Source organism: Erwinia sp. L03-1 (assembly GCF_058686115.1).
Genome location: NZ_CM178762.1, coordinates 2,984,163 through 3,009,516, shown reverse-complemented (window position 1 = coordinate 3,009,516; position 25,354 = coordinate 2,984,163). Strand labels below are relative to the sequence as shown.

At 55.4% G+C, this 25,354-nt stretch carries 25 protein-coding genes and 3 pseudogenes; 17 read left to right on the top strand and 11 right to left on the bottom strand.

The features are described 5' to 3' along the window. The first annotated feature begins 94 nt into the window (after positions 1-94). From AC4PCC_RS13890 to AC4PCC_RS13860, 7 genes and pseudogenes are all read left to right on the top strand, one after another. On the top strand, positions 95-571 hold the full coding sequence (locus AC4PCC_RS13890; protein ID WP_492124902.1) for a hypothetical protein: 477 nt from the start codon (positions 95-97) through the stop codon (positions 569-571). A 93-nt stretch (positions 572-664) separates the two neighbouring features. After that, positions 665-1,558, top strand: a pseudogene (locus AC4PCC_RS13885) (VENN motif pre-toxin domain-containing protein); the annotation flags it as partial. Continuing rightward, complete coding sequence (locus AC4PCC_RS13880; protein ID WP_492124901.1) at positions 1,548-1,802, top strand: hypothetical protein; 255 nt, start codon at positions 1,548-1,550, stop codon at positions 1,800-1,802. The pseudogene AC4PCC_RS13885 and the gene AC4PCC_RS13880, both read left to right, overlap by 11 nt. A 28-nt stretch (positions 1,803-1,830) precedes the next feature. Beyond that, positions 1,831-3,213, top strand: a complete 1,383-nt coding sequence (locus AC4PCC_RS13875; RefSeq protein ID WP_492124900.1) for a VENN motif pre-toxin domain-containing protein — start codon at positions 1,831-1,833, stop codon at positions 3,211-3,213. A gap of 10 nt (positions 3,214-3,223) precedes the next feature. Continuing rightward, positions 3,224-3,643, top strand: coding sequence for a hypothetical protein (locus tag AC4PCC_RS13870; RefSeq protein ID WP_492124899.1), 420 nt, complete (start codon positions 3,224-3,226; stop codon positions 3,641-3,643). Beyond that, a pseudogene (locus AC4PCC_RS13865) lies at positions 3,636-4,289 on the top strand (VENN motif pre-toxin domain-containing protein); the annotation flags it as partial. The gene AC4PCC_RS13870 and the pseudogene AC4PCC_RS13865, both read left to right, overlap by 8 nt. A 329-nt stretch (positions 4,290-4,618) precedes the next feature. Continuing rightward, positions 4,619-4,897: a hypothetical protein gene (locus AC4PCC_RS13860; protein WP_492124898.1), complete on the top strand. Its 279-nt coding sequence runs from the start codon at positions 4,619-4,621 to the stop codon at positions 4,895-4,897. Between the two features lie 322 nt (positions 4,898-5,219). Here AC4PCC_RS13860 and AC4PCC_RS13855 read toward each other — a convergent pair whose 3' ends face one another. Beyond that, positions 5,220-5,372, bottom strand: a complete 153-nt coding sequence (locus AC4PCC_RS13855) for a SymE family type I addiction module toxin (RefSeq protein ID WP_492124897.1) — start codon at positions 5,370-5,372, stop codon at positions 5,220-5,222. A 20-nt stretch (positions 5,373-5,392) separates the two neighbouring features. Between AC4PCC_RS13855 and AC4PCC_RS13850 the strand changes: the two genes are divergently transcribed. From AC4PCC_RS13850 to ybiB, 4 genes are all read left to right on the top strand, one after another. After that, complete coding sequence (locus AC4PCC_RS13850; RefSeq protein WP_492124896.1) at positions 5,393-5,986, top strand: hypothetical protein; 594 nt, start codon at positions 5,393-5,395, stop codon at positions 5,984-5,986. Continuing rightward, complete coding sequence (locus AC4PCC_RS13845; protein WP_492127527.1) at positions 5,871-6,638, top strand: DUF3750 domain-containing protein; 768 nt, start codon at positions 5,871-5,873, stop codon at positions 6,636-6,638. The genes AC4PCC_RS13850 and AC4PCC_RS13845 overlap by 116 nt, the downstream gene beginning before the upstream one ends. A gap of 155 nt (positions 6,639-6,793) precedes the next feature. Continuing rightward, the gene (dinG, locus tag AC4PCC_RS13840; RefSeq protein ID WP_492124895.1) at positions 6,794-8,956 is read left to right on the top strand and encodes an ATP-dependent DNA helicase DinG; all 2,163 of its coding nucleotides are present in this window, start codon (positions 6,794-6,796) and stop codon (positions 8,954-8,956) included. Positions 8,957-8,976: 20 nt separating this feature from the next. Then, positions 8,977-9,948, top strand: a complete 972-nt coding sequence (gene ybiB, locus AC4PCC_RS13835; RefSeq protein WP_492124894.1) for a DNA-binding protein YbiB — start codon at positions 8,977-8,979, stop codon at positions 9,946-9,948. A gap of 12 nt (positions 9,949-9,960) precedes the next feature. Here ybiB and AC4PCC_RS13830 read toward each other — a convergent pair whose 3' ends face one another. The 3 genes from AC4PCC_RS13830 to AC4PCC_RS13820 form a co-directional block, all read right to left on the bottom strand. Further along, positions 9,961-11,118 (bottom strand): M20 aminoacylase family protein, encoded by a 1,158-nt coding sequence (locus AC4PCC_RS13830; protein WP_492124893.1) that lies wholly within the window; start codon positions 11,116-11,118, stop codon positions 9,961-9,963. A 79-nt stretch (positions 11,119-11,197) separates the two neighbouring features. Then, entirely contained in the window at positions 11,198-11,719 is a 522-nt protein-coding gene (locus AC4PCC_RS13825) for a 5' nucleotidase, NT5C type (RefSeq protein ID WP_492127526.1), read from the bottom strand. A 140-nt stretch (positions 11,720-11,859) separates the two neighbouring features. Beyond that, positions 11,860-12,489 carry a flavin reductase family protein gene (locus AC4PCC_RS13820; RefSeq protein WP_492124892.1) on the bottom strand — a complete coding sequence of 210 codons (630 nt, stop codon included), beginning with the start codon at positions 12,487-12,489 and terminating at the stop codon, positions 11,860-11,862. 124 nt (positions 12,490-12,613) lie between these two features. Between AC4PCC_RS13820 and rlmF the strand changes: the two genes are divergently transcribed. After that, the gene (gene rlmF / locus AC4PCC_RS13815) at positions 12,614-13,546 is read left to right on the top strand and encodes a 23S rRNA (adenine(1618)-N(6))-methyltransferase RlmF (protein WP_492124891.1); all 933 of its coding nucleotides are present in this window, start codon (positions 12,614-12,616) and stop codon (positions 13,544-13,546) included. Between the two features lie 11 nt (positions 13,547-13,557). Here rlmF and ybiO read toward each other — a convergent pair whose 3' ends face one another. The 7 genes from ybiO to rhtA form a co-directional block, all read right to left on the bottom strand. Beyond that, positions 13,558-15,825, bottom strand: coding sequence for a mechanosensitive channel protein (gene ybiO / locus AC4PCC_RS13810; protein ID WP_492124890.1), 2,268 nt, complete (start codon positions 15,823-15,825; stop codon positions 13,558-13,560). 132 nt (positions 15,826-15,957) lie between these two features. Continuing rightward, the gene (glnQ, locus tag AC4PCC_RS13805) at positions 15,958-16,680 is read right to left on the bottom strand and encodes a glutamine ABC transporter ATP-binding protein GlnQ (RefSeq protein ID WP_067702647.1); all 723 of its coding nucleotides are present in this window, start codon (positions 16,678-16,680) and stop codon (positions 15,958-15,960) included. Next, positions 16,677-17,336 (bottom strand): glutamine ABC transporter permease GlnP, encoded by a 660-nt coding sequence (gene glnP, locus AC4PCC_RS13800; protein ID WP_067702649.1) that lies wholly within the window; start codon positions 17,334-17,336, stop codon positions 16,677-16,679. The genes glnQ and glnP overlap by 4 nt, the downstream gene beginning before the upstream one ends. Before the next feature lie 94 nt (positions 17,337-17,430). Continuing rightward, the gene (glnH, locus tag AC4PCC_RS13795; RefSeq protein ID WP_492127525.1) at positions 17,431-18,177 is read right to left on the bottom strand and encodes a glutamine ABC transporter substrate-binding protein GlnH; all 747 of its coding nucleotides are present in this window, start codon (positions 18,175-18,177) and stop codon (positions 17,431-17,433) included. A 286-nt stretch (positions 18,178-18,463) separates the two neighbouring features. Then, positions 18,464-18,730 carry a DksA/TraR family C4-type zinc finger protein gene (locus AC4PCC_RS13790; RefSeq protein ID WP_067703669.1) on the bottom strand — a complete coding sequence of 89 codons (267 nt, stop codon included), beginning with the start codon at positions 18,728-18,730 and terminating at the stop codon, positions 18,464-18,466. Positions 18,731-18,821: 91 nt separating this feature from the next. Continuing rightward, entirely contained in the window at positions 18,822-19,325 is a 504-nt protein-coding gene (gene dps / locus AC4PCC_RS13785; RefSeq protein ID WP_492127524.1) for a DNA starvation/stationary phase protection protein Dps, read from the bottom strand. A 149-nt stretch (positions 19,326-19,474) separates the two neighbouring features. Then, positions 19,475-20,374 (bottom strand): threonine/homoserine exporter RhtA, encoded by a 900-nt coding sequence (gene rhtA, locus AC4PCC_RS13780; protein ID WP_067702654.1) that lies wholly within the window; start codon positions 20,372-20,374, stop codon positions 19,475-19,477. A gap of 366 nt (positions 20,375-20,740) precedes the next feature. On the opposite strand from rhtA, the gene ompX reads away from it, so the two are divergent. The 5 genes and pseudogenes from ompX to AC4PCC_RS13755 all read left to right on the top strand — a co-directional run bounded on the left by ompX (position 20,741) and on the right by AC4PCC_RS13755 (position 25,354). Further along, complete coding sequence (gene ompX, locus AC4PCC_RS13775; protein WP_067702657.1) at positions 20,741-21,253, top strand: outer membrane protein OmpX; 513 nt, start codon at positions 20,741-20,743, stop codon at positions 21,251-21,253. Positions 21,254-21,610: 357 nt separating this feature from the next. Beyond that, on the top strand, positions 21,611-22,063 hold the full coding sequence (mntR, locus tag AC4PCC_RS13770; protein WP_067702659.1) for a manganese-binding transcriptional regulator MntR: 453 nt from the start codon (positions 21,611-21,613) through the stop codon (positions 22,061-22,063). Between the two features lie 85 nt (positions 22,064-22,148). Then, a pseudogene (locus AC4PCC_RS13765) lies at positions 22,149-22,298 on the top strand (anion transporter); the annotation flags it as partial. 153 nt (positions 22,299-22,451) lie between these two features. Beyond that, on the top strand, positions 22,452-23,789 hold the full coding sequence (locus AC4PCC_RS13760; protein ID WP_492124889.1) for an HlyD family secretion protein: 1,338 nt from the start codon (positions 22,452-22,454) through the stop codon (positions 23,787-23,789). Next, positions 23,786-25,354 carry a DHA2 family efflux MFS transporter permease subunit gene (locus tag AC4PCC_RS13755; RefSeq protein ID WP_492124888.1) on the top strand — a complete coding sequence of 523 codons (1,569 nt, stop codon included), beginning with the start codon at positions 23,786-23,788 and terminating at the stop codon, positions 25,352-25,354. The genes AC4PCC_RS13760 and AC4PCC_RS13755 overlap by 4 nt, the downstream gene beginning before the upstream one ends.

Below are 25,354 nucleotides of genomic sequence, written 5' to 3'. Positions count from 1 at the left end.
GGCTGTGACCCGGCTCCCGCCGCAATGAAAACCGGTAATGACAGCGGGAATCATGCTGTTAAAATGCGCGGCAGGATAACGCAGGGAAAGCGGGATGAAACGGATAACGAAAGCCCTGGCATGGCTGTTGTGCCTGGTGATGTTCACCAGTGCGGTAGCGTGTCCGGACGAAAAAAGCGCGTCGGGAAAAAACTCCCCGGACATCAAAACGACTAAGCAAAATCTCTTCCTAACTGACTGTCTTCACAGAGAAAATCACCGTTCTTCCTGTAAAAGCACTTCAGACGTTGTTAAACAGGTTGGGGATATCGCGCGGACGCAGGGGCAGATAGAGGGGCTGAAAGCGAAGAAAGATCCGGCTGCCCTTCAGGCCGCCAGAGAACAACTCGCTGGTCAGGGTAACCTGAATCCTACCGATAAACAGATAGCCGATCAGGCTTACAACACGGCGATGGCCCCTTACGGCACCGGCAGCGCGTTGCAACAGGGACTCCAGTCGGCCACGGCGGTGGTGCAGGGGCTGGCCGGTGGAAATATCGGCCAGGCCATCAGCGGCGCGGCATCGCCTTAACTGGCCGAGCAGATCCACAAACTGACCGAAGGCAATCCTGAAGCGCAGGCAATGGCCCACGCGGTGGTCGGTGCGGTCACCTCGTATGCGTCAGGCAACAATGCCCTGGCAGGAGCCGCCGGAGCGGTCAGCGGCGAACTGATGGCGCAGCTGGTGATGAGTCAGCTGTATCCGGGCAAGTCAGCCAGCGAACTGACAGAAACCGAGAAACAGACCATCAGCGCGCTGGGCACGCTGGCGGCGGGTCTTGCCGGTGGTGTTGTCGGTGACAGCACGGCGGATGCGGTGGCCGGAGCACAGGCGGGCCAGAACTCGGTCAATAACAACTTATTTGGTGGTAACGAAGAGGCACAGGCAGAAAAAGCCAGGCAGCATGGCGCAGACGTACTGTCCTGTACCGATAATCCTTCCGGTGAAGCCTGCCAGCGAGGTCTGGCGGAGAATAAAGCCTATGCGGCCGCACTGGCAACGGGTGGCGTGGCATCCTTGCCTGGTTCTGTACAGGCAATGTGGGCTCTGGGTGCCGGAGTTAACGCAGGTGTTCAGTATGCTGAAGATGGCAAGGTGAATCCGGTTAACTCTGTTGTCGCTGGCTGGACAAACGTTGTCAGTATGGGGAATGGCTTCTGGGGAACTGTAGTCTGGAATGCTGCCGGAGGAGCCTTAACCAATCAGATCAATGGCGATGATCCCCTGACGGGTGCAATAACTAATGGCGCAGGATCGACGTTGGGTTATGGAGCCGGTAAATTGATCTCATCAGGGACAAATGCGGCGGGTAAATGGATCACCGGTGGCTGGGATCCCAAGTTCAATCCTGATCTGCTGAAATATACTGAAGTTAAAGGACAACTGGGGCTATCTAAGGAAATGCTGCCGAGTAAGCTACCGGGCATAATAGGAAATACAGGTTCATCGATTAGCTCGGAATACGGTACTGGCGCGACACAGAAAATTATCGGCGAGGTAAGTAAAAATGATAAATAATAAGCAATTACAGTGCAGAAAGGCTGTGCTGATGTTACTTATTTTTGTCATGATAGTTTTAGGTGTGATCGCTACTGCTTTATTGGGACGATTACTCCTGTCAACTATATTGTGGTTTTTAACTGGCACATTTGATATGTCATGGAACGACGTTTTACATGGAATTAAACTTGGTTCTGTTGGCGGATCAGTATGTGGAGCGGGGATAATTTTAGCCCGAATATTCAAAATAAAAGGCTTTTAACTTCCACTGAGAAGAGCTGAGCCGTGACGTGGAGAATGCGAATCCGGGGCTGGCTGAGATATTTGATAAGGAGAAGGAGCAGAACCGGCTCAGGGAGGCGCAGCTGATAGGTGAGATAGGCAGCAAGGCAACGGATATAGCGCGGACGCAGGGGCAGATAGAGGCAACAAAAGCCGGTAAAGCAGAGCTGGCCGCGAAAGGTGTTAAAGAACCGGGTGAGAATGCCACGAAGGAAGAGCGTGCGGCCTGGAATAAAGCCCTGACGGAAACCTCCGGCTACAAAACGGCCCAGCAGCAATGGGGAACCGGCAGCGCCATCCAGCAGGGTATCCAGGCGGCCACGGCGGCGGTGCAGGGTCTGGCGGGTGGCGATATCGGTGCAGCATTAGCCGGAGCCTCAGCGCCCTACATCGCAGAGGTCATCAAACAGTACGCACCGGATGAAGCCAGCCGGGTGATGGCCCATGCGGCGGTGGCGGGCGTTATCGCCGCCGCTCAGGGCAACTCTGCGGCAGCAGGTGCGGCGGGCGCGGCCACCACGGCGATAATGGGTGAAGCCATCAAAAACGCGCTGTACGGTGACGTGCCGGTCAGCCAGCTGAGCGAGGAACAGAAACAGACGCTGGTTGCGCTGGGAAGCCTGGCGGCGGGGCTTGCGGGCGGCCTTGCCGGAGATGGTACGGCGGATGCCATCGCCGGGGCGCAGGCGGGCCAGAACGAAATCAGCAATAATATGACCAGTATGGGCATGTTGCAGATGATGCAGGCCAAATCGTTGCTGGATGCAGCGGCAATGGCTGAAGCAGGCCAGGGCGGCGCGAATGAGCAGGCGGCGCTGGCGCTGACCAAAGCTGTTAAGCAGGGTCTTGATGCGGCCTGTCTGGCGAATACCAGCTGTGTCATGATGGCGATAGCACAGAGTCAGCAACACGCAGGCGGAGCAGGCAGCAAAACCGAAACCGTGCCGGTGAATGACGATCTGACCGGTGGAAAACTGGTTAACCCAGGCCAGGGTGAGAGTAAAGGGATATCGTTGATCACGCCGGATCAGTCTGGTGATCAGGGTGCCAGCAATACCGGAAATACGGATGGTGCGCCGGATACTGGCGGGAATACCACGGTTACCCCGATCCCTGAGCAAAATAAAGATGATCTGGCTTATTCATCAGAAATACAATTAGGACGTGGTTCAACTGGAAGGACAGAAGCTAATACCTTGCAAGAAAAATTGGCAATCGAACAAGCATTGTCAAACCCTGGAGCTGGACGTCAATTACCAATACCAATGACAGATAAACGATGGCCTCGCGAAGAAGGTTGGGTAAAAATGGCGCAAAATATCAATGGCGTAGAAATCCACTATGTTCGTAATACGAAAACTGGTCAGGTAGATGATTTTAAATTCAAATAGGTGGCTATGAATGTTGGTTTTATGCAACTCAACGTCAGGAAAAAATTTACCCGATAATGTAAGAATTATGGGGGAAACTGACGAAACGCTGTTTACTCCATTAGAAACAGGTGTGGAGTATAAAGTATACGGTATCATGTTTTATCCGACACGGACTGACTTATTGCTCTGTCCTGAAGGTAGCAGCCCCTTGTGGGCACCATCAAATATTTTTGATGTATTAGATAATACATTGCCAGTTGATTGGGGTTGCGTCATTGCTGAGAAAGCAGAAGGTTATTCTGATTTACATGAATCATTTGGAATTAATGCCATATGTGGCTATTTGGAATTAACAAAATCTTATCAACATTATATCGGCATTCTTGAAAGAGATGCAGACGAATTACAAAAATTTTATACGTACAAGCTAAGCTGTGGAGCTATTTGATAAGGAGAAGGAGCAGCAGCAGCGGCGGGAGGCGCAGCTGATAGGGCAAATAGGAAGCTAGGGTGGGGATATTGCGCGCACCCAGGGGCAGATAGAGGCAACGAAAGCGGCGAATGAGAAGATGGCTGGTGCGACGCAGCAGGACCGCGACCAGGCCAGAGCCGACTGGATGAAGGCGAACCCCGGAAAAACGCCGTCCGACGGTGATATCACCGGTCAGGTTTACCAGAACTTCTATCATCAGGCGTTCACTGAGAGCGGGTTCGGCACCGGCGGTAAGGTGCAGCAGGCTATCCAGGCGGCCACTGCGGCGGTACAGGGGCTAGCGGGTGGCGACCTGGCGAAGGCCGTTGCGGGTGGAGCCAGTCCGTATCTGGCGGAAGTGATCCATAATATGACCACCACCAAAGGCCCGGACGGTAAGGATGTGGTTAACACCGAAGCCAATCTGATGGCTCACGCCGTGCTGGGCGCGGTGGTGGCGCAGATAAACGGCAACAGCGCGTTAGCCGGAGCCGCAGGGGCAACCACGAGCGAGTTTATCGCGCAGCAGATGTATCTGGGTGTTGACCGGGACAAGCTGACAGAGGACCAGAAGCAGACCATCAGCGCACTGGCCACGCTGGCGGCAGGTCTGGCAGGCGGGTAAAACTCATCCGAGAACAACAACCTCGGCGCAGCTGCTGGTTCAGGCTTAGGACTCTGGTTTGGCAAAACACCGGATTGTGACACAGCATGTAAGGCTGAGCTGGCCGGAGATATAGCGAAAGGAAATGCAATTGTATCTGCGGATCTGGCCGGAACGGTTGGGCTTGGTGTTTTGCCCGGTGGTGCGCAAATAGCAGCGGGTATTGGTGACGGAGCCAACGCGCTGATTCAGTATGCGGTTGATGGCAAAGTTAATTATACCGATGCGCTGATAGCCAGCTGGGTTGGTGCGGCAACAGGTAACAGTAAACTGGCGGGAACCGTTATTTGGAATGCGGCAGGCGGTGCAACTTCAAATATATTAAAGGTGATGATCCGCTGACTGGTGCTATCAGTAGCGGGGCGGGTGCATCTCTTGGTTATGCAGGTGGAAAAATTATTCAGGGTCCTCTGGAAAAAGTGGTTAATCCCAACTGGAAAAACTGGGAGTGGGTTGAAGTTGGTATGGGAGTTAGTAAACCTTTGCCATTGAGTCCAGTACCGGGTATCGCAGGAAATGTAGGCTCCTCTATTGGTTCCGAAGCATCAAATGCTCTCATTCAGTAACAGCTAAAAAGCAAACAGGAGAATAAGTAATGCAATCAAAATTTCGCCTGTTACGTTTTCTAGCGACAAAAATTATATGGATAATTGCTATATTTATTATGGCGACATTGATATTTTTCATTATGAGAGTTGTTGCGTTTTATTGGATAGGAGGAGAGTTTTTATTCTCCTCTAATGATATATTTAAATCATTTAAAATTAGTATGTTATGTGGACCACTATGTAGCATAGGATCCTGGTTTTTATACTGGCACAATAGTAAGTTCATCAAATAATTTTAAATATCCCGGCCCAATCGAGCCGGGATATTTTTACCCGCCGATCACACCTCAGTCAGCCGGATAATCAACTCGCCCTGCTCACACAGCACCTCAACCTTCCTGCCCGTCTCAAACCCCAGATCCCCCATCCAGTGGCCCCGCAGCGTGATCGACGGTGACGCCCGGTGCTTAATGTGATCCCGGATATAGCCCACAGTATAGCGCCGGGCTTTGGTTGAGACGTGTTCAGGTTGGGGATATTGCCAGGACGCAGGGTGAGATAGAGGGGCTGAAAGCGAAGAAAGATCCGGCTGCCCTTCAGGCCGCCAGAGAACAACTCGCTGGTCAGGGTAACCTGAATCCTATCGATAAGCAGATAGCCGATCAGGCTTACAACACGGCGATGGCCCCTTACGGCACCGGCAGCGCCATCCAGCAGGCTATCCAGGCTGCCACGGCGGCGATACAGGGCCTGGCGGGTGGAAATATCGGCCAGGCCATCAGCGGTGAGGCATCGCCTTATCTGGCAGAGCAGATCTACAAACTGACCGAAGGGAATCCTGAAGCGCAGGCGATGGCCCACGCGGTGGTGGGTGCTGTAACATCATACGCGGCCGGTAGCAGCGCCCTGGCAGGCGCAGCCGGAATCGCCTACTCTGTAAGACCCTCCCTTTACTTTGCTTCCCCGGGCCCGTCACATGCTCTATTTGAAGATATTTATTATTGGTTTTATCTGCCTGCTGCTGCTGTCGTTTGCGCAAAGTTATCTCAGTGCGAGCCACAGCGGCGTGGCGCTGAGCGGACAGAGTTGGTCTGGCGCCCGTCGTGATTCTGCCGGAATTGCCCCGGACGCGGCCGCTTTTCGCAACAGTGCGATAGTGCAGGTTTATACCGCGCCGACCTTTGGCTGGCGTGGCCTGGTGGCCGTTCATCCCTGGATTATCTTCAAAAAAGCAGGGGAAACGGTATTCACCCGTTACGAGGTGGTCAGCTGGGGCAGCAGCAACGTGGTGCGGCGTAACTACGCGCTTCCCGACGGCTACTGGTTTGGCGCTACCCCTCGTCTGCTGGCAGACCATCGCGGCAGTGCGGCCGAGGCGATGATCCCGCATATTGAGGCCGCCATCAAAAGCTATCCCTGGCCTCATACCTATCGCGTCTGGCCCGGCCCAAACAGCAACACATTTCTGGCGTATATTGGCAGGAAAGTGCCTGCGCTGAGGCTGGATCTGCCCGCGAATGCCATCGGGAAGGATTACCGCCCGCTGCATAATCTGGTTGGCCTGCCGCCGTCGGGCAGAGGCGTGCAGATCTCTCTGCTGGGGGCTTTAGGCCTGACGCTGGGCGCGGAAGAGGGAATTGAGTTCAATATTTCCGGCCTCAATTTTGGTATCGACGTTAAGTCGCCTGCGCTGCGTCTGCCCTTTATTGGGCGGATGGGGGCGAGTAAAGTCATTACCGACGCGCCTGCGGGGGGGTGAGGAGTGCTTCCGGGACCTTAATGAGCGCTTCTGGCAAGGTAGCGTCAGTCAAAGTCGAAATGATATCGGGGATCGGGCGAATGATTGCAGAGGAGAGCTGACGCCGACCGAATACTGTGTAAAAATACAGGCCATTCTGAACAAATGTGGTTGTCATGGCGCTAACAGTCGCGTTAAAAGCGCAAATTGCGGAGTGGTACAAGGCCCTCCAGCAGCAAATACCTGATTTCATCTCCCGCGCTCCTCAGCGGCAGATGATCGCTGAAGTGGCGAAAACGCTGGCGGGTGACGATGGTCGTCATCTGGCCATTGAAGCGCCAACTGGCGTCGGCAAAACGCTCTCCTACCTGATCCCCGGCATTGCCGTCAGCCGGGCTGAAGAAAAGCCGCTGGTGGTCAGTACTGCCAACGTCGCCCTTCAGGATCAGATATTCAGCAAGGATCTGCCATTGCTGAAAAAAATCATCCCCGACCTGCGTTTCACCGCGGCCTTTGGCCGCCGACGCTATGTCTGCCCGCGCAATCTTTCTGCCCTGGCCACCGACGAAGAGAAGCAGGGCGATCTGCTGCTGTTTCTTGATGATGATATGACCGCCAGCAAGGAGGAGCGGGCATTCTGCACCGGGCTGGAACAGAAGCGTAACCGCCATCAGTGGGATGGTCTGCGCGACCACTGCGACGATACCATCGAAGAGTCGCTGTGGCAGCGTTTGAGCACTGATAAGGCCAACTGTCTTGGTAGTAACTGCCACTGGTATCGCGAGTGCCCCTTTTACGTTGCCCGCCGCGAAATTGAGCAGGCAGATGTCGTCGTCGCTAATCACGCGCTGGTGATGGCGGCGCTGGAAACGGAATCGGTGCTCCCGCCGCCCAAAAATCTGCTGCTGGTGCTGGATGAAGGACACCATTTGCCGGACGTCGCCCGCGATGCGCTGGAAATGAGCGGTGATATCACCCCTGGCTGGACCACGCTCCAGCTCGATCTTTTTTGCCGTCTGGTTGAGCAGTGCATGGCGCAGTTCCGTCCGAAAAGGCCGCCGGCGCTAAGCAATCCGGAGCGGCTTAAAGCCCACTGTGAAGAAGTGCGTGAACAGCTCCAGCAGCTGTCACATTTGCTGGCGCAGTTTCTGCCGCCGGGTAATCAGGAGGGGGAGTACCGCTTTGAAATGGGTCTGCTGCCCGAGGAGATCCTCACCCTGTGCGCGCGGCTGTTTAAGCTTAGCGACGGCCTGCGCGGGCTGGCAGAGGCGCTGCTGAACGATTTAAGCGAAAAGTCCGGGCAGTATGATGTCGTTCGTCTGCACCGAACGCTGATCCAGATGAATAAGGCGCTGGGCTGGTTCGAGGCCAGCAGCAAGCTGTGGCGGCTGGCGGCAATGGAGCGGGCGTCGGGTGCGCCGGTGTCGAAGTGGGTGACGCGCGACCTCCGCGAGGGCAGCGCCCACCTGACCTTTCACTGTGCCGGGATCCGCGTTAGCGAGCAGCTGGAAAAGCTGCTGTGGCGTAAAATTCCTCATGTGGTGCTGACCTCGGCCACGCTGCGCTCGCTGAACAGCTTTCAGCGGCTACAGGAGATGTCCGGTCTGAGTGAAAAGGTGAGCGATCGCTTTGTCGCGCTGGACTCTCCCTTCAACCATATTGAGCAGGGCAGGCTGGTGATACCGCAAATGCGCTACGAGCCGATGCTGGCTACCGAGGTCGAGCATCTGGCGGAGATGGCGCACTTCTTCCGCCAGCAAATTAAAGAGGCAAAGCACAAAGGACTGCTGGTGCTGTTTGCCAGCGGGCGGGCGATGCATCAGTTTCTGGCTTATCTGCCCGAGCTGCGGTTAATGATGCTGGTGCAGGGGGACAGACCGCGACCGGCGCTGGTGGCGCTGCACCGTAAGCGGGTTGAGCAGGGTGAAACCAGCGTGCTGGTTGGGCTACAGTCCTTTGCCGAAGGGCTGGATCTGAAGGGCGACCTGCTTTCTCAGGTGCATATTCATAAAATTGCTTTCCCACCGGTGGACAGTCCGGTTATTTTGACCGAGGGAGAGTGGTTGAAAAGCCTGCGCCGCTATCCGTTTGAAGTGCAGAGCCTGCCCAGCGCCTCGTTTAACCTGATTCAGCAGGTCGGCAGGCTGATCCGCAGCCATACCTGCTACGGTGAAATCGTTATCTACGATCGGCGTCTGCTGACGAAAAGCTACGGCGCCCGCCTGCTGGGCGCACTCCCGGTGTTCCCGATTGAACAACCGGCGATGCCCGAGGGTAAGCTGCCCACGGTCAGCCCGATGCTGAGCGGCAGGAAATCGACCACGCGCCGTAAACGTTAATGAATCAACAGAGCAACCGCATGGACTACAAACAGATTATTAAAGAGATTGGGCGCGGGAAAAATCATGCCCGTGATATTGATTTTGCTACCGCGCGCGATCTTTATCGACACATTCTGGCGGACGAGGTGCCCGAGCTGGAGCTGGGCGGCATGCTTATCGCACTGCGCATTAAGGGTGAGGGCGAAGAAGAGATGCCGGGATTTTATGCGGCGATGCAGGAGCGGGTGACGCGTCTCACCCCCCCGGGCGGGCGGCCCATGCCCGTGGTGATCCCAAGCTACAACGGCGCGCGCAGGCAGGGGAATCTGACGCCGCTGCTGGCGCTGCTGCTTTCGGCGCTGGGGTTTCCGGTGCTGGTGCATGGGGTGAGCGACGACCCTACCCGAGTGACCAGCGAAGCGGTTTTCCGGGCGCTGGGCATTGATGCGGTAACGGATGCGGCCCAGGCGCAGGATAAACTTAATCGGGGGGAACTGGTGTTTATCTCCGTCGGCACGCTCTGCCCACCGCTGGAAAAACAGCTCTCTCTGCGCTGGCGGATGGGCGTACGTAATAGTGCGCATACCCTGGCGAAGCTGCTCACGCCCTTTGCCGAAGATGCGGCCCTGCGCCTCTCCAGCGTTTCTCACCCGGAGTATATTCCCCGGGTGGCGAAGTTTTTCCACGCCACTGGCGGCAGGGCGCTGCTGCTTAACGGTACGGAAGGTGAGGTATATGCTAATCCGCAGCGCTGCCCGGCTATCAGCCTGATCGCCGGTGCTGAGCCGGTTGTTCTGCTGCCGCGTCAGGAAGAGAGTGGGACTGGCCGCGATGCGCTGCCGGCAGAGAAGGACGCTGCCACCACGGCCGCGTGGATCGCGCGCTGTATGCAGCGTGAAATCGCGATACCGCAGCCGCTGCGTCAGCAGATTGCCTGCTGTTATGTGGCAACCGGGCGAGCGAGAGATGTTGAAAGCGCGCTTGTGCAGATTGAACAGGCCGGCTATTAAGCTGAATGCTGACTAGCTTGCCGGCAGGAGCTGCTCAGCCAGCGTACTCCACAGCGCAATGCCTTCGCCAATCATCTCATCGTTGAAGTCGTACTGCGCGTTATGCAGCGGAGGCGAAGCCGTCGCGCCATCTGCCCCAATCCAGAAATAGGCGCCGGGGCAGGCTTCCAGCATGCAGGCAAAATCCTCTGACGCCATTGAGGGGTTGACCTCCCAGTGTACGTTCTCCGCCGGAAGCAGCGACAGCGCACACTGACGCACCTTTAGCGCCTCGGCCGCGTTATTGGTGGTCACCGGATAGTCCGTCAGGTACTCGATCCGCCCTTCGATCCCCAGCGGGACGGTAAAGGTGGTGACGAAGGCATCGATCATCTCCCTCACTTTTGCCCGCACATCGGCCTGAAGACAGCGTAGCGTACCGCGCAGCACCACGGTCTCTGGAATAACGTTGATCGCCTCGCCGCCGTTGATTTGCGTGATGCTGACCACGGCGGACGCGAGGGGAGAGAGACGCCGGGCCGGAATGGTTTGCAGCGCCAGAATTAGCTGGGCAGCCGCGACCACCGGGTCGGCTCCGTTTTCCGGCATGGCGGCATGGCAGCTTTTGCCGTGCAGGGTGATTTCAAACGCGTCCAGCGACGCCATCATCGCGCCGCTGTTTACGGCCATATGGCCGACGGGCAGACCCGGCCAGTTGTGCATGCCATAGATAGCCGACATTGGAAACAGCTCAAACAGGCCATCGGCCACCATTTTACGCGCGCCGCCAAGATTCTCTTCGGCAGGCTGAAAAACGAAATGCAGGGTGCCGCTAAAGCGCCGCGTCGCGCTGAGATGCTTCGCCGCCGCTACCAGCATCGCGGTATGTCCATCGTGACCACAGGCGTGCATAACGCCCGGCTGCGTCGAGCGCCAGGCTGGATTGCCCGATTCGGTGATCGGCAGCGCGTCCATATCGGCCCGGAAGCCAATGGTGGGGCCGGGGCCATTTTCCAGCGTACCGACCACGCCTGTCCCGCCCAGGCCGGTATGCACCTGAAGCCCGGCAGCGCGCAGCTGTTCGGCCACCCAGCCGGAGGTTTTAATCTCCTGGTAGCCCAGTTCGGGCTGCGCATGCAGCTGTCTGCGCCAGCCGATAGCGTCTTCAATGAGCGAAACGGGGATAGCCATATCGTCCTCTCCTTCCGGGTGTTAGTCCTGTCATCTGGCTGATGTAAAGTAGCATAAAATGACTGCCCGCACCGTGCGCCTACAGCAGCATCCTCTCAATATCCTGCCAGCTATCTGCCCGACGATAGCCGGTCACCTGCAAATTGTGCGGGGCAGTATACAAAATGCCTTCACCGCAGAAATTTTCAAAGTTAAAGGCATTATCGTCGATCATGTAATCGGCATTGATAACGCTTTTAAGACCGCAGAACACAATATTTGTGGGCCTGATGGCCGGGAAATGCCGCTTAAGCCAGCTGAACTTGGCGTTAAATGAGGTGGGAACTTCCATTGCCGCCGTGGTAATGAATATCTCATAACGCTTGCTCAGTTCCGCAATCACCCGCTGGCTGTCGCCGATGACATCCAGGTCGGCAAAAAAGTCTGGATCGCTGGCCAGCACCATCATCTCATTGAGCATCTCAGGGTTTTTATGGCGCAGGTCGAAGAGGTTCAACTCGCTGGCGGTCAGCGACAGAGAAAAATGTGCGTTGACGGTATTGAGCATTTTAAGGTGGAAATCGGCAATAACTTCATCCATATCGATGGCAATTCTTTGCATTGTCACTCTCGTTCACTCCTGTTGTTGAAAGCGGCCAGACATTGTAGTGCCTGACCAGGATACAGCAGTTGCCTCCCGGCTACCACCCGGCGGCGCAGCCGGGCAGGTTAAGCGCCATCCATTTACTGACGGTTAACCCGCTACTTTCTGGCGTCCGGGCGCACCAGGTCAAAACGCAAATCGTCACTGATGGCGTAATAGGCGCTCGGGCCGCCCGCGCGGAGGATAGGATGGGCTTTAGCCGTCTGATAAATCCCCTCTTCCAGCAGGTCGTTATCGATATGAATGGCAACCACTTCACCCAACACCATCCACTGCTGGAGCTTCGCGCCGTCTGCGCCCTCCAGCTGAAGCACCTGCGTCAGTTTGCATTCAAAATTCACCGGGCTTTCCGCCACCATACTCACCGCCACCTGCGTGCCGGGGATGGCCGTCACGCCAGCCAGGGCGAACTCGTCTTCACCGGGCGGCACGCTGGCGGAGCTTTCATTCATTGCCACCGCCAGCTCGCGGGTAGCCAGGTTCCAGACAAACTCGCCGGTCTCGACAATATTGGCCACGCTGTCCTTCCAGCCCTGACTGGAAAAACCGATAATCGGGGGCTGGTAGTTAAAGCAGTTAAAAAAACTGTAGGGGGCGAGGTTACGGACACCGACGGCACTTTGCGAGCTGATCCAGCCAATTGGACGCGGGCCAACGATTGCATTCAGCGGGTCGTGCGGCAGGCCGTGGCCAAGCCGGGGTTGGTAAGAGTGGCGGGTACGCGACATGGTATCTCCTCAGAAAATGAATGACTCACTATAATAGCCGCTCCCGCAGGGAAAAAAGCCGGGAATGGTTTACGATTTTTACGCCAGCAGGTATCTTACGCGCCTTAAGATAAGAGAGCCGCCCATGAAAAATACCACCGTAAAAACTCAGCTACACCCACGTAACCGCCATCGCGGACGCTATGACTTCCCCGCGCTGATCGCCAGCCATCCGCCGCTGGCGACCTTTGTGTCGGTCAATCAGTACGGTGATGAGACGGTGGACTTTGCCAATCCGGCGGCGGTGAGAGTGCTCAACCAGGCGCTGCTCCACCACTTTTACCAGATTGAAAGCTGGGCGATCCCGGAAGGATTTCTCTGCCCGCCGATCCCAGGCCGCGCCGACTATCTGCATTATCTGGCGGACCTGCTGGCCGAAGATAACAAAGGCGTTGTGCCACGCGATCTCACCCTGCTGGATATTGGCTGCGGGGCTAACTGCATTTATCCACTGATCGGTCACCGTGAATATGGCTGGCGCTTTACCGGCAGTGAGGTCAACGAAGAGGCGATGCGGGCGGCCAGCGCGATTATCACCGCCAACCCGGGGCTGAACCGTGGGGTTCGTCTGCGTCGGCAGAAAGATCCCCAGGCTATTTTCAGCGGTATCATTCACAAAAACGAACAGTATCACGCGGTGATGTGTAATCCACCGTTCCATGCTTCTGCCGAAGAGGCGCAGCAGGGTAGCCAGCGTAAAGTTCGCAATCTGGGCCTGGATAAACATGCGCCCCTCAACTTTGGCGGCCAGCAGGAGGAGCTGTGGTGCGAAGGCGGCGAGAAAGCCTTTATCAGCCGGATGATTGATGAAAGCGTGACCTTCTCCCGCCAGTGCATCTGGTTTACCTCGCTGGTCTCACGCAAGGAAAATCTGCCAGAGATCTGGCGGGCGCTGGAAAATGTCGATGCCGCTGCGGTGCGCACGATTGATATGGCACAGGGACAGAAGCAAAGCCGGTTTATCGCCTGGAGCTTTATGGATAAACCGCTTCGGGAACGTCAGATGAGCCGTCGTTAGGCCAGATGATGCTATTCCGGTGCGGGCAGGGACTGGAAGCTGGCCGCACCGTCAACTTCTGTTCCGCTTTGCATCACCTGGAGCCGCTGGTGCGGTGCGCTAATACCCGCCGCATCGAAATGCTTTTTGACCTTATCGTCCAGCGCAAAGCGCACGGTCCACTGCTTAAGCGGCTGGGTGGTGAAGGAGACGCGAACGGTAAAGCCGTGGTCGGTCAGGCCGACCAGCCCGGCGAAGGCGGGTTCACCAATCACCATTCCTCGAATCTCCTTATCCTGCATCAGATCCGTCACCGCCGCCTGTAGCGTCGCGTTCACGCGATCGCTGTCCTCGCTGCGATCCACATCATAGTTCGCCACAAAAGAGCCGATGCCGCGTACGAAGTTGGCAAAGGTGGTGATCGATGACCAGGGAATAATATGGTAGGCCCCGGTATCCTGGCGTACGCCTACCGAGCGGATTGACATCCGTTCTACCGTGCCGGTGATCGCGCCAATGGTGACCAGGTCGCCGGTATTCATACCGTTCTCAAACTGGATGAAGATGCCGGTGATAATGTCCTTTACCAGCGTCTGCGAACCGAATGAAACTGCCAGGCCCAGCGCGCCCGCCCCGGCCAGCAGCGGCGCGATATTCACGCCAATCTCTGACAGCAGAATCATTATGGTGATGGTGCTGATTATCACCGCCAGCGCGTTGCGAAACAGCGTGAGCAGCGTGCGGGTGCGCGCGCTCGGCATCGGTCGTCCGTGGGAGTCGGAAGCGAGCCGACTCTCAATCAGGCTGGCCAGCAGCGTCCAGCCGACGGCAGAGAAGAACAGGATCATCACGATACGAATAATAATATCGACCAGCTTCACTCCCGCGCCCTGGGTCAGCCAGTGCCAGAAGTCGAACAGATTCCAGGCGCTTAGCAGCATCAGGCTGACGGTGAACACGGTCAGGATGCGCGCCAGCTTCAGCATCACCGAAATCCAGTCGTTGACGCGCTTTTGCAGTTCAGGATAGTTGCGGCGCAGATCGGGCGAGAGGGTGATTTTCTTCGAGATCCAGCGGGTCAGAATACCCGACACCAGCGCACCAATGCCGATAATTGCCAGCGATCGGACGGTAGCGGCCATCATAAACTTCAGGCTGTCGCCGGGATTAAACATGGAAAGCAGAAAGAGCGCGATAAAATACGCGCTTGCCAGCCAGTGCCAGACCAATGCGAAGGCGCGAATAAACAGCGCAAAGAATGACAGGGAACGGTCAGCCAGCCGCTGTAGCTCAAGCTGAATATTGCGGCGGTTATGAAATATCAGATAGAGCGCCCAGACGGTCATCAGCCCCATCACCACCACGTTCACCAGCGCGCCAACCTGTAGATTAACCTGATTCGAGACGATAGGCACCACCACCAGCAGGCCATAGCCGATAACGCCGCTTAGCCAGCTCAGCCGTCGGTTCCAGTAGTTCGCGCGGTTATCCGGCAGGTGAAAAAAGCGAAGCTGCGCGTAGCGCGGGCAGAACATCAGCCTGAGGATTGCCTTGAAAAACTCTATCAGCGCGAAGGCGTTAAGGAAAAGTCCCTGCTGATAGGCGATGGTGCGGCTGCCGCCGTTCAGGCTGTCGCTTAGTATTTGTCCAAAAAATAGCGCAATGCCCAGCAGCAGCAGATCGATAACAAATGCCCCGACGATCATCGCAGGCAGATGCAGCCAGCTGGTACGGTCACTGTTTTTCTTTCTTCCCCACTCCCCCATGCGGCGGTAAAGCGGCGTCATCAGCCACCCCGTCACCTCATAGAAGGTGAACAGCGCGACAGCCAACATAGCAAAGTGGCTGACCGCATTGAAAAAAGTGTGCTGATTAAATGACTTATGAGGCGCATCGGAGATATTGCGCTGGAGTTCCTGCACGCGATAAAGAAACTGGCCACCAAAATGGCGACTGACGTCGGTGACGCTCTCAAGGACGGTTTTGTCCTCAGTGTCTTCCGGTGGCGTCAGGGTGGGCGTTGCGGCGGATGAAGGGCTTTCAGACGCGTGATTAAGCTGGTCGATCAGCGCCTGGCGGGACTTGTCATTTTGTAAAATGGCGGCCAGCGCAGCCCAGGCGGCCTTTTTCTGATCGCTGCTGGGCTCACTCTGCTGGTCGGTAGTGGACGACTGAGATTGTGAAGCGGCAACGGCGGCGGCGGGCAGGGTGACGGCCTTTGAAAGTTCAGGTAGGCAAAACAGCATAAAAATCAGCAGCCACCGGCCAATGAAATGCCAGCGAGGGGGAGTAACCAACATCTTTATCTTCCTTTGTGGCGCAAACAACAGCGTCGACCAAAAAGTATAGACTGCTCAGCGCCTGCCAGAGGCGTGCACCGCATTTAAGGATCAAGGAGGGAGCAGGGCGGACGCGCGTCCACCCTGTGTCTGTTACGAAACGTGCTGCAAAAACTCGCGCAGACGCGGGCCAGGCGGGTTATCAATCAGTTCATCGGGCGCACCGTCTTCAGCAATGCGACCCTTGTCGATAAAGATCAGACGTGAAGCGACCTTTCTGGCGAAGCCCACTTCATGGGTTACGATAACCATGGTCATGCCCTCTTCGGCCAGATCCTGCATCACCTTGAGGACTTCATGGCGCAGTTCCGGGTCCAGCGCAGATGTCGGCTCGTCAAACAGCATCATTTTTGGCCGAACTGCCAGGGCGCGGGCTATCGCCACGCGCTGCTGCTGTCCGCCGGATAGCTCAGAGGGAAAATGGTGTGCCCGCTCGGCCAGACCCACCTTGGCCAGCAGCACTTGCGCCTGCTGGCGCGCTTCTTCCTTGCTGACGCCGCGTACGCGGATGGGGCCAAAGGCGACGTTATCAAGAGCATTCATCTGCGGAAAGAGATGAAACTGCTGAAATACCATACCCGCCTCCTGGCGGATCAGGCGTTCATCGACCTTCGGGTCGTTGACTTTCAGGCCGTCGACAATCAGTTCGCCTTCGGTTATCTCTTCCAGCTTATTGATACAACGCAGCAGGGTTGACTTGCCGGAGCCGGACGGTCCAATAATCACCACCACTTCGCCCTGCTTAATGGTCAGATCGATGTTATGCAGCACCTGAGTCTGGCCGAAATGCTTGGAGACGTTTTTAAATTCGATCACAGGATTTTCATCCTTTTTTCAATGCGACGCAGAACAAAGCTCAGCACCAGCGTGATAAACAGATAGATAACGGCCACGGCGCTCCAGATCTCCAGCGCGCGGAAGTTCCCGGCAATAATTTCCTGACCCTGGCGGGTGAGCTCAGCCACGCCAATCACGATAAACAGTGAGGTATCTTTAATGCTGACAATCCACTGGTTACCGAGTGCGGGCAGCATCCGGCGCAGCGCCAGCGGCATAATCACATAGCGCAGCGTTTCCCGGCGGGACAGCCCCAGCGCCAGGCCCGCTTCACGAAAGCCGTTGTGGATGGAGAGCACCGCACCGCGCGTGATCTCTGCAATATAGGCGCCGGAGTTGATCATAATCGTCACGACCGCCGCGCTAAAAGGGTCAATGCGTAAATCGGTAAAGGCCATCGGCAGCGCAAAGTAGATAAACATGACCTGCACGACAATCGGCGTACCGCGAATCAACTCAATAAAGACCAGCGCCACGTTACGGGACAGCCAGCCGCCATAGGCACGGGCAAATCCGGCGACCAGGCCGATAATCAGGCCGCCAATCAGTCCGAGGACGGAAATCCACAGGGTCAGGCGGGCGCCTTCGAGCAGGGCCGGAATTGATGGCCAGATGGCGCTCCAGTCAAACTGCATGATTTATTCTCCGGATAAAAACCCGCTAAGGGGGAGTAAAGACGCGGGCAGCAGCATGGCTGTACCCGCGTAAAATTGCCAAAAGGCCGTCAGCTTATTTTGGCTCGCTACCGAACCATTTTTTATACAGCTGGTTATAGGTGCCGTTTTCATGCAGCACTTTCAGCGCACCGTTCACTTTTTCACGCAGTTCGTCACTGCCTTTCGGGAAAGCAATTCCGTACTGCTGGGCTTCGATGGAGTCGCCAACGGCCTTAAAGCGGCCTTTACCGGCGGTGTGAATAAAGTAGAGGATATTTGGCGTATCGTGCAGCACGGCATCCGCACGGTTGGTTCCCAGCTCCATATAGGCGTTATCTATATTGGGAAACTGACGAAGATCCTTCGATTTGATGTGCTGTTTGGCGTAATCCACGGAGCCGGTGCCGCTTTTAACCGCGACGACTTTGCCCGTCAGATCGTCAATGCTTTTGATCGAATCGTTGTTGGCATTGACCATTACCAGCAGGCCGCTTTTGTAATAGCCGTCGGAAAATTCGATGGCCTTTTTACGTTCGTCGGTAATAGTAATGCCAGCCAGCGCCAGATCGATATTATGGGTTTGCAGGGCGGGGATTATGCCGCTGAAATCCATGGGTTTCAGCTGATAGTCAATATTGAGTTGTTTAGCGATAGCCGCCCACAGGTCGACATCGAATCCGACATACTTGTCACCCTGTTTAAATTCAAACGGGACAAAAGCGGTATCGGTCGCGACAATCAGTTTTTTTTCTGCGGCGGTAGAAGAAACGGCAAACGCCAGCGTCAGCGCAGCCAGGGAAAACTTAACAATCGACTTCATCATTTTATCCTTATTGCAGTCGGGCAAGCTCTTTACCCAAACGTATGCCAGCTCCCATATGAAAAAACTATGCCAGGTTTACTAATATTATGTAAATCAGCGTATTAATGTCGTTTTAATCATCAGAAGAGAGGAAAGCAAAGTCACCGCACCACGCCGGTGCATTATCGTGGTGCGGCTGATGCTTTATGGTGCAGGATAATATGTAGCAAAGCGGCGCGGCAAAACAACAGACGCAGCGGCATGCAGTAGCAGAAATGCTAAAGCGATCGAGGTTTTAGAATATTTATCTTAACTGGCTGTCTTTACTGCCGCGTCGGTTATATAGGGACGTAGCGGTTTGATGTTCATCCCGCGCCTGCTGACACTGCACACAGTACTGTACGCCAGGCAAAGCCAGACGGCGGGCTTCGGGTATGGGTTCGCCACACTCCTCACAATACTCCGCGCTGGGGCCATGGTGTATCGCCCGGCGTACCCGGCTGACTGCATCATCAATGGTGGAGTCGATCTGTTCCTGTACGGCGTCGTCGTGCGCCCATCCGCTTGCCATGTTTGCCTCCAGACGTGAAAAGAGCAGATGAAAACTCATCTGCTCCTGAATGACTTGATGTTAACCGTGCCGGACGCACGGTGACCGAAAGTTATTCGATATTAGACTCGATAAACCACAGGAATTTATCCAGATCGCGCGACGCGGCGGTGAAGATATCAGCCGTATCCTCATCTTCAACTTCGGTGATGGCTTTACGGGTGTCATTTGCCACGATGGCGTAACGTTCTGCCAGTGCTTTAAGATGATCCTGTACGCTGTGGATGTTCAGCGGATAGCTTTTCAGTGGCGTTCTGTCGTTAACAATCTGGGTGGTCCCCAGTGCGACGCCGCCCAGCTGAACAACACGTTCGGCAATGGTATCCTGATGGTCAATGATGGTGGTACGGAAACCGTCAAGCATTTCGTGTACACCAATAAAGTTCGCACCGCGCATATTCCAGTGCGCCTGCTTGGTAATCAAAGACAAATCAATAAATTCGGTAACCAGACGATTAAGCACCTCTATGGTGGCTTTTTTCTCGTCGTCAGCCACATCGTTACGGGTGAAAATCAGATCAGAAGATTTCGTTTTTACCAGTTTAGCGGTACTCATCATTAATATCCTCTTAATGTTGGTTGTCCTAATTAAGTACGGAACTAAGTATAGCACCGGTTTTTAACCCTGCCGGAAAGGTGATGCCTATTGGTCGAATAGCATACGCCTTACACCTCCCGGGTCGGCTGATAAGCGAGCCTGGCTACTTACTTACCGACCCGGATAATTTTCTGCTTTGGCGGACGCAGCGTCAGCGTGGAACCGACGGAGGCCAGAATTATCGCCAGCAGGCCCAGCCACTGCACCAGCGATAGCACCTCGCCAAGAAACAGCATGCCCGACATCGCCGCCATCGCCGGTTCCAGACTCATCAGGGTGCCGAAAGTTTTCGCGGGCAGACGCGTGAGGGCTACCATCTCCAGTGAGTAGGGCAGGGCGCTGGAGAGAACGGCGATCGCCAGTGCAACCGGAACGATCGACAGGCTCCAGATACCGCTATGCGCAAAAGCGAGTCCGACGGGAACAAATATCACCGACGCGATCAGCGATCCCATCGCCACGGTCGCCGGACCGTGATGAGCGCCGGCCCGTTTGCCCGCGAGAATGTAAACTGCCCAAAAGCCGCCTGCCAGCACGGCCAGCATCGCACCTTTAGGATCCACCCCTGAAATATCCTTGCTGAGTGGCAGCAGGAACCATAGCCCCGCAAGCGCCAGCACCACCCACAGAAAATCCAGCGGCCGGCGGGAGCCAGCCAGCGCCAGCGCCAGCGGTCCGGTGAACTCAAGCGCCACGCCCACGCCCAGCGGGATGGTGCGCAACGCCAGGTAAAACGAATAATTCATTCCACCCAGCGCCAGACCATAGAGCAGCAGGGGCGTAATCTGCTGACGGCTGAACTGCAATCGCCAGGGTTTAAAAATAACGCAGAGGATAACGGTGCCGAAGGCCAGGCGCAGCGCGGTAATACCAGTTGCACCTACGTCAGAGAAGAGCGTTTTAGCCAGCGCGGCCCCGCCCTGAATTGAGGTCATCGCAATGAGCAGCACCAGCACCGGGAGCCAGGGCGGGGTTGTACCAGAAGATGAAGGTGAAGCGGCAGACATCCTGTGACCATCCTTGTTCATGTAAGTGAAGCGAGGTAAACGTTCACAATAGTCTACTTGATGGGCAGTGATAGCGGTAAAGAAGGGTGAAAAAAAGTCGCGATAAGGCCAGTCGAGTGTGTAGTTATGTCAGGAAAGGGCCTTTTTAATTAGGAATAATCTTAATGAGCAATTTTTTTTCGCCTTTACGGAACTTTGGTTTGAAGGGGGTATTTATAAGTAAAAAGAATGACATAGGTTACTCCATTAACCTTCTGTTACACCAAACATTGTGTTGGACAACAAAATCAGGGCAGAGTTTCTGGCTAAGTTTTGTTATATTTCCAGCGTTGTCAGGAGAGAAGTACTTTCACATTTGAGGTGGTTATGAAAAAAATTGCATGTCTTTCAGCACTGGCTTGTGTACTGGCAGTTTCTGCTGGTTCAGCAATGGCGCAAAGCACCGTTACCGGCGGTTACGCTCAGAGCGATTATCAGGGTGTAGCAAACAAAGCTAACGGTTTTAACCTGAAGTATCGCTATGAAAACGGCAGCGATCCACTGGGTTGGATCGGTTCTTTCACTTACACCGAAAAAGATCGTACCGATGCAGGCGTTTATAACAAAGGCCAGTACTACGGTATCACTGGTGGTCCTGCTTACCGCCTGAACGATTGGGCTAGCATCTACGGCGTTGTGGGTATTGGCTACGGCAAATTCCAGGAAAACGACACTACCGTACGTGACAAAGCTGATTCAAGCGACGTAGGTTTCTCCTACGGTGCTGGTCTGCAGTTCAACCCAATCCAGAACGTTGCTCTGGATGTAGGTTACGAGCAGAGCCGTATCCGTAGCGTTGACGTTGGCACCTGGATCGCTGGCGTAGGTTACAGCTTCTAAGCTGCTACTGCCACAGCCGGTCCGGCTGGCACGAAAAAAATCCGCCCTTCGTGGCGGATTTTTTTATGGCTGTTTAAACACTCATTTAGAGGGAGCAGGCGTTTGATGCGTCAGCATCTCCAGCAGCATCAGCCGCAGCGTAAACGGTGAGCGGCAGAGCAGCTTTAGCAAAAGGGGTGTTTTCATCAGATGGGCCTCCGCAGTCATACGTACGCTTTATAGACAGTTATAGCATGAGCTATAATTCGTAGCCAGTGCTATGTAGCGAATATTTGTGCTTCGTCGTGCTTCGTTTACAATGTGGCACACACTACTGAGGCTGAAGCTACGCGTCAGGAATACTTAAGAGGAAGCTGAATGAGTCGTCGCGCAAAAAGTGCAGTGCCCGCGCAACTGAAAGAGATCGAAGAGCATGTCGAAGGCTTCCGCCAGGTACGTGAAGCCCATCGTCGTGAGCTGATTGATGACTACGTTGAGCTTATTTCAGATTTGATCCGTGAATTTGGTGAAGCGCGCCAGGTGGATATGGCCGCCCGCCTGGGCGTCTCGCAGCCCACCGTTGCCAAAATGCTGAAAAGGCTGGCGGGTGGGGGTCTTGTCGAGCAGGTTCCTTACCGCGGAGTGTTTCTTACCGCAGAGGGTGAGGCGCTGGCGGAAGAGAGCCGCGAGCGACACCATATTGTGGAAACCTTTTTGCTGGCGCTCGGTATCAGCCCGGAAACCGCCCGGCGGGATGCCGAAGGTCTTGAACATCATGTGAGTGATGAGACGCTGGCCATTTTTAAGCAGTTTTACGAAAACCAACAATAACGCTGTCCTCTTTGTGAGTCTCTATGGCAACGCTGCTCCGGCCTTTTCTGCAGGATCGCTTACTGCATCTGTTAATTTTGCTGGGGCTGCCGCGCTGCTGTCTACCGTGCTAACCAACGGTGTCGGACTCTTTATCCTGGTGCCGCTCACCCCGACCCTTAAGCGCTACTCCGCGCTGCCCATAAATCGTCTGATCATCTTCGAGGCGCTGGCGGTAAATGCCGGATCGCTGCTGGCATGGGCGCTGTTTTTAGGCATTCATGCGGTATAAAGTCAGCCTGGTCTGACTTCGTAAAGAAACGCTGGCATTTGTCAATTTACGTCCTATTGTTATAGCAGAATGAATCCTCCGGGCCCGAACTGGGCCCGCTGTAAACTGATGAGAACTATGGCTAATCAATCAACTTCTTCCTCAGATGATGACCTGAGTCGTCGCAATAACAATCAGCAGCAAAATCAACCCTCACAGGCTAACCAGAATTCACCGGATAACGGGCATTCTCAGGGTAACCAAAACCAGCAGAACAACGGTAATGCGCAGGGTAACCAAAACCAGCAGAACAACGGTAACCCGCAGGGTAATCAAAACCAGCAGGGCAACGATAACCCGCAGGATAACCAGAACCCGCAGGGCAACGATAATCAGCAGGGTGATGGCGACCAGCAGGATAACGGTGAGCCTGAGCGCAAGCGCCCGGGCAAGAAGCCGCTCATCATTCTGGGGATAGTGGTGGTGGTGATGATCATTGTCGGGCTGTGGTTCTGGCTAACCAACCGCAATATCGAAACCACCGACGATGCCTTTACCGAATCGGATGCGGTCACTATTGCCCCGAAAGCCTCTGGCTACGTAACGGAGCTGCGGGTGAAGGATAACCAGCGGGTGAAAAAAGGCGATCTGCTGGTGGTGATTGATCCGCGTGATAACACCGCCCAGCGCGATCAGGCTCAGGCCCAGCTGGGGCTGGCGGTTGCACAGCTTCATCAGGCCCAGGCTTCACTGGAGCTGTCCCGCGTACAGTACCCGGCGCAGAAAGACCAGGCCCTGGCGCAGCAGGCGAAAGCCGAAGCGAATATGCTTAACGCCCAGGAAGATTACAAACGTCAGCGTGGTGTGGATCCTCGCGCCACCTCACAGCGTAATATTGATGCGGCCAGCGCGCAGTTAAGAAGTGCGCGCGCTGAACTGGAGAGCGCAAAGGCCCAGGTTGAAGTTGCCTCGCAAATCCAGCTGCAAATTCGTCAGCAGGAAACCAACGTCGAAGCGCGCCAACAGCAGGTGGAACAGGCTCAGGCGCAGCTTAATACCGCTAACCTGAACCTCTCCTATACCGAAGTCCGCGCCCCTTACGATGGCTTCGTGACTAAACGTAACGTTCAGGTGGGGACGCTGGTGCAGGCAGGGAGTGCGCTGTTTTCGCTGGTCTCACCCGACGTATGGGTCACCGCCAACTTCAAAGAGTCTCAGCTTGAGCGCATGAAACCGGGCGATAAGGTTGATATCACCGTTGATGCCTGGCCGGATATGAAGCTCGAAGGGCATATTGACAGCGTCCAGATGGGCTCCGGCTCACGCTTCTCGACCTTCCCGTCAGAAAATGCCACCGGCAACTACGTGAAAATTGTCCAACGCGTCCCGGTTAAAATCATCATTGATAAAGGGCTGGACGCGAACAAACCGCTGCCGCTGGGCCTGTCAGTTGAACCGAAGGTGACGGTGGAATGAGTCACAGCCAGAGCTGGCAGCCAGCCAGTAACCCCTGGCTGGTTGCCATAACGGTGACGCTGGCGGTATTCATGGAGATCCTGGATACCACCATCGTCAATGTGGCGCTGCCTCACGTCGCCGGTACGCTCTCCTCCAGCTACGATGAATCGACCTGGGTGCTGACCTCTTATCTGGTGGCAAACGGTATTGTGCTGCCAATTTCGGCCTTCCTCAGCCGTATGCTTGGTCGCAAGCAGTTCTTCCTGATCTGTATCGTGATGTTTACCATCTGCTCTTTCCTGTGCGGTATCGCGACGGAGCTGTGGCAGATCATTCTGTTCAGGATATTGCAGGGGTTCTTCGGCGGTGGACTCCAGCCAGTACAGCAGTCCGTGCTGCTGGACTACTTTAAAGCAGAGGATCGCGGTAAGGCGTTTGGCCTGTCCTCAATCGCGATCATTGTGGCACCGGTCCTCGGTCCGACGCTTGGCGGCTGGATCACCGATAACTACAGCTGGCGCTGGGTTTTCTTTATCAACATTCCGGTTGGAATATTCAGCGTGCTGGCTATTTACCATCTGCTGGAAGATCCGCCGTGGGAGCGTAAATGGGCGAAAGGTAAGCTTAGCATCGACTATATCGGGATTGGGCTGATTACGCTGGGGCTGGGCTGCCTGCAGGTGATGCTCGATCGCGGGGAGGATGATGACTGGTTTAGTTCACCCTTCATTGTCACCTTTGCCCTGTTGACCGCCATCGGGCTGGTGGGGGCGGTCTACTGGCTGATGTACGCGAAGAAGCCAGTGGTCGATCTTCACTGTCTGAAAGACCGCAACTTCGCAATTGCCAGCCTGCTGATGGGGGGGATGGCGATGATCCTCTATGGCACCTCCGTGGTGATACCTCAGCTGGCACAGCAGGATTTGGGCTACACCGCCACCTGGTCCGGGCTGGTGCTCTCGCCAGGCGCTCTGCTGATCGTCCTGACCATCCCGCTGGTGATAAAGCTGATGCCCATCGTGCAGGCCAGGTGGATCATTGCCTTCGGCTTCAGCTGCCTGTTCGTCTCGTTTCTCTACTCCGCGACGCTGACGCCGGATGTGGATTTTACCACCCTGGTGCTGATGCGTAGCGCACAGACTATCGGGCTGGGCTTCCTGTTTGTGCCGTTAAGCACCGTCGCCTTTGTCACCATTCCGCAGCGCCTTAACGCGGATGCCTCGGCGCTGTTCACCATGTGCCGTAACGTGGCCGGTTCGATTGGGATTTCGCTCTCGACAGCGATGATCACCGAGCGGGAACAGACGCATAGCGCCAATATGGTGCACAACATGTCAGCGTTGAATGAACCCTTTAACCTGACGGTTGCACGCTGGGCGCAGGGGGTGAAAGATTTCACCTCGGCGGTAGGCGATCCGGTTACGATAGCCACCGGCCAGCTGTATAAAGAGATGATTGCCCAGGCGCGCATTCTGGCCTATATCGACGTCTTTTTGGGCATGAGTATCGTTGCCCTGATCCTTATCCCTTTTTGTCTTCTGCTTGCGCCGATTAAGAGCGAGGGCAGTGCTGGAGCACACTGA

What these genes read in the sequence shown, in the direction of transcription:
- AC4PCC_RS13890 (WP_492124902.1), top strand. Translation starts at nt 95, where the DNA reads ATGAAACGGATAACGAAAGCCCTGGCATGGCTGTTGTGCCTGGTGATG.
- AC4PCC_RS13880 (WP_492124901.1), top strand. Translation starts at nt 1,548, where the DNA reads ATGATAAATAATAAGCAATTACAGTGCAGAAAGGCTGTGCTGATGTTA.
- AC4PCC_RS13870 (WP_492124899.1), top strand. Translation starts at nt 3,224, where the DNA reads ATGTTGGTTTTATGCAACTCAACGTCAGGAAAAAATTTACCCGATAAT.
- dinG (WP_492124895.1), top strand. Translation starts at nt 6,794, where the DNA reads ATGGCGCTAACAGTCGCGTTAAAAGCGCAAATTGCGGAGTGGTACAAG.
- ybiB (WP_492124894.1), top strand. Translation starts at nt 8,977, where the DNA reads ATGGACTACAAACAGATTATTAAAGAGATTGGGCGCGGGAAAAATCAT.
- AC4PCC_RS13830 (WP_492124893.1), bottom strand. Translation starts at nt 11,118, where the DNA reads ATGGCTATCCCCGTTTCGCTCATTGAAGACGCTATCGGCTGGCGCAGA.
- AC4PCC_RS13825 (WP_492127526.1), bottom strand. Translation starts at nt 11,719, where the DNA reads ATGCAAAGAATTGCCATCGATATGGATGAAGTTATTGCCGATTTCCAC.
- AC4PCC_RS13820 (WP_492124892.1), bottom strand. Translation starts at nt 12,489, where the DNA reads ATGTCGCGTACCCGCCACTCTTACCAACCCCGGCTTGGCCACGGCCTG.
- rlmF (WP_492124891.1), top strand. Translation starts at nt 12,614, where the DNA reads ATGAAAAATACCACCGTAAAAACTCAGCTACACCCACGTAACCGCCAT.
- ybiO (WP_492124890.1), bottom strand. Translation starts at nt 15,825, where the DNA reads ATGTTGGTTACTCCCCCTCGCTGGCATTTCATTGGCCGGTGGCTGCTG.
- glnP (WP_067702649.1), bottom strand. Translation starts at nt 17,336, where the DNA reads ATGCAGTTTGACTGGAGCGCCATCTGGCCATCAATTCCGGCCCTGCTC.
- glnH (WP_492127525.1), bottom strand. Translation starts at nt 18,177, where the DNA reads ATGAAGTCGATTGTTAAGTTTTCCCTGGCTGCGCTGACGCTGGCGTTT.
- AC4PCC_RS13790 (WP_067703669.1), bottom strand. Translation starts at nt 18,730, where the DNA reads ATGGCAAGCGGATGGGCGCACGACGACGCCGTACAGGAACAGATCGAC.
- dps (WP_492127524.1), bottom strand. Translation starts at nt 19,325, where the DNA reads ATGAGTACCGCTAAACTGGTAAAAACGAAATCTTCTGATCTGATTTTC.
- rhtA (WP_067702654.1), bottom strand. Translation starts at nt 20,374, where the DNA reads ATGTCTGCCGCTTCACCTTCATCTTCTGGTACAACCCCGCCCTGGCTC.
- ompX (WP_067702657.1), top strand. Translation starts at nt 20,741, where the DNA reads ATGAAAAAAATTGCATGTCTTTCAGCACTGGCTTGTGTACTGGCAGTT.
- mntR (WP_067702659.1), top strand. Translation starts at nt 21,611, where the DNA reads ATGAGTCGTCGCGCAAAAAGTGCAGTGCCCGCGCAACTGAAAGAGATC.
- AC4PCC_RS13760 (WP_492124889.1), top strand. Translation starts at nt 22,452, where the DNA reads ATGGCTAATCAATCAACTTCTTCCTCAGATGATGACCTGAGTCGTCGC.
- AC4PCC_RS13755 (WP_492124888.1), top strand. Translation starts at nt 23,786, where the DNA reads ATGAGTCACAGCCAGAGCTGGCAGCCAGCCAGTAACCCCTGGCTGGTT.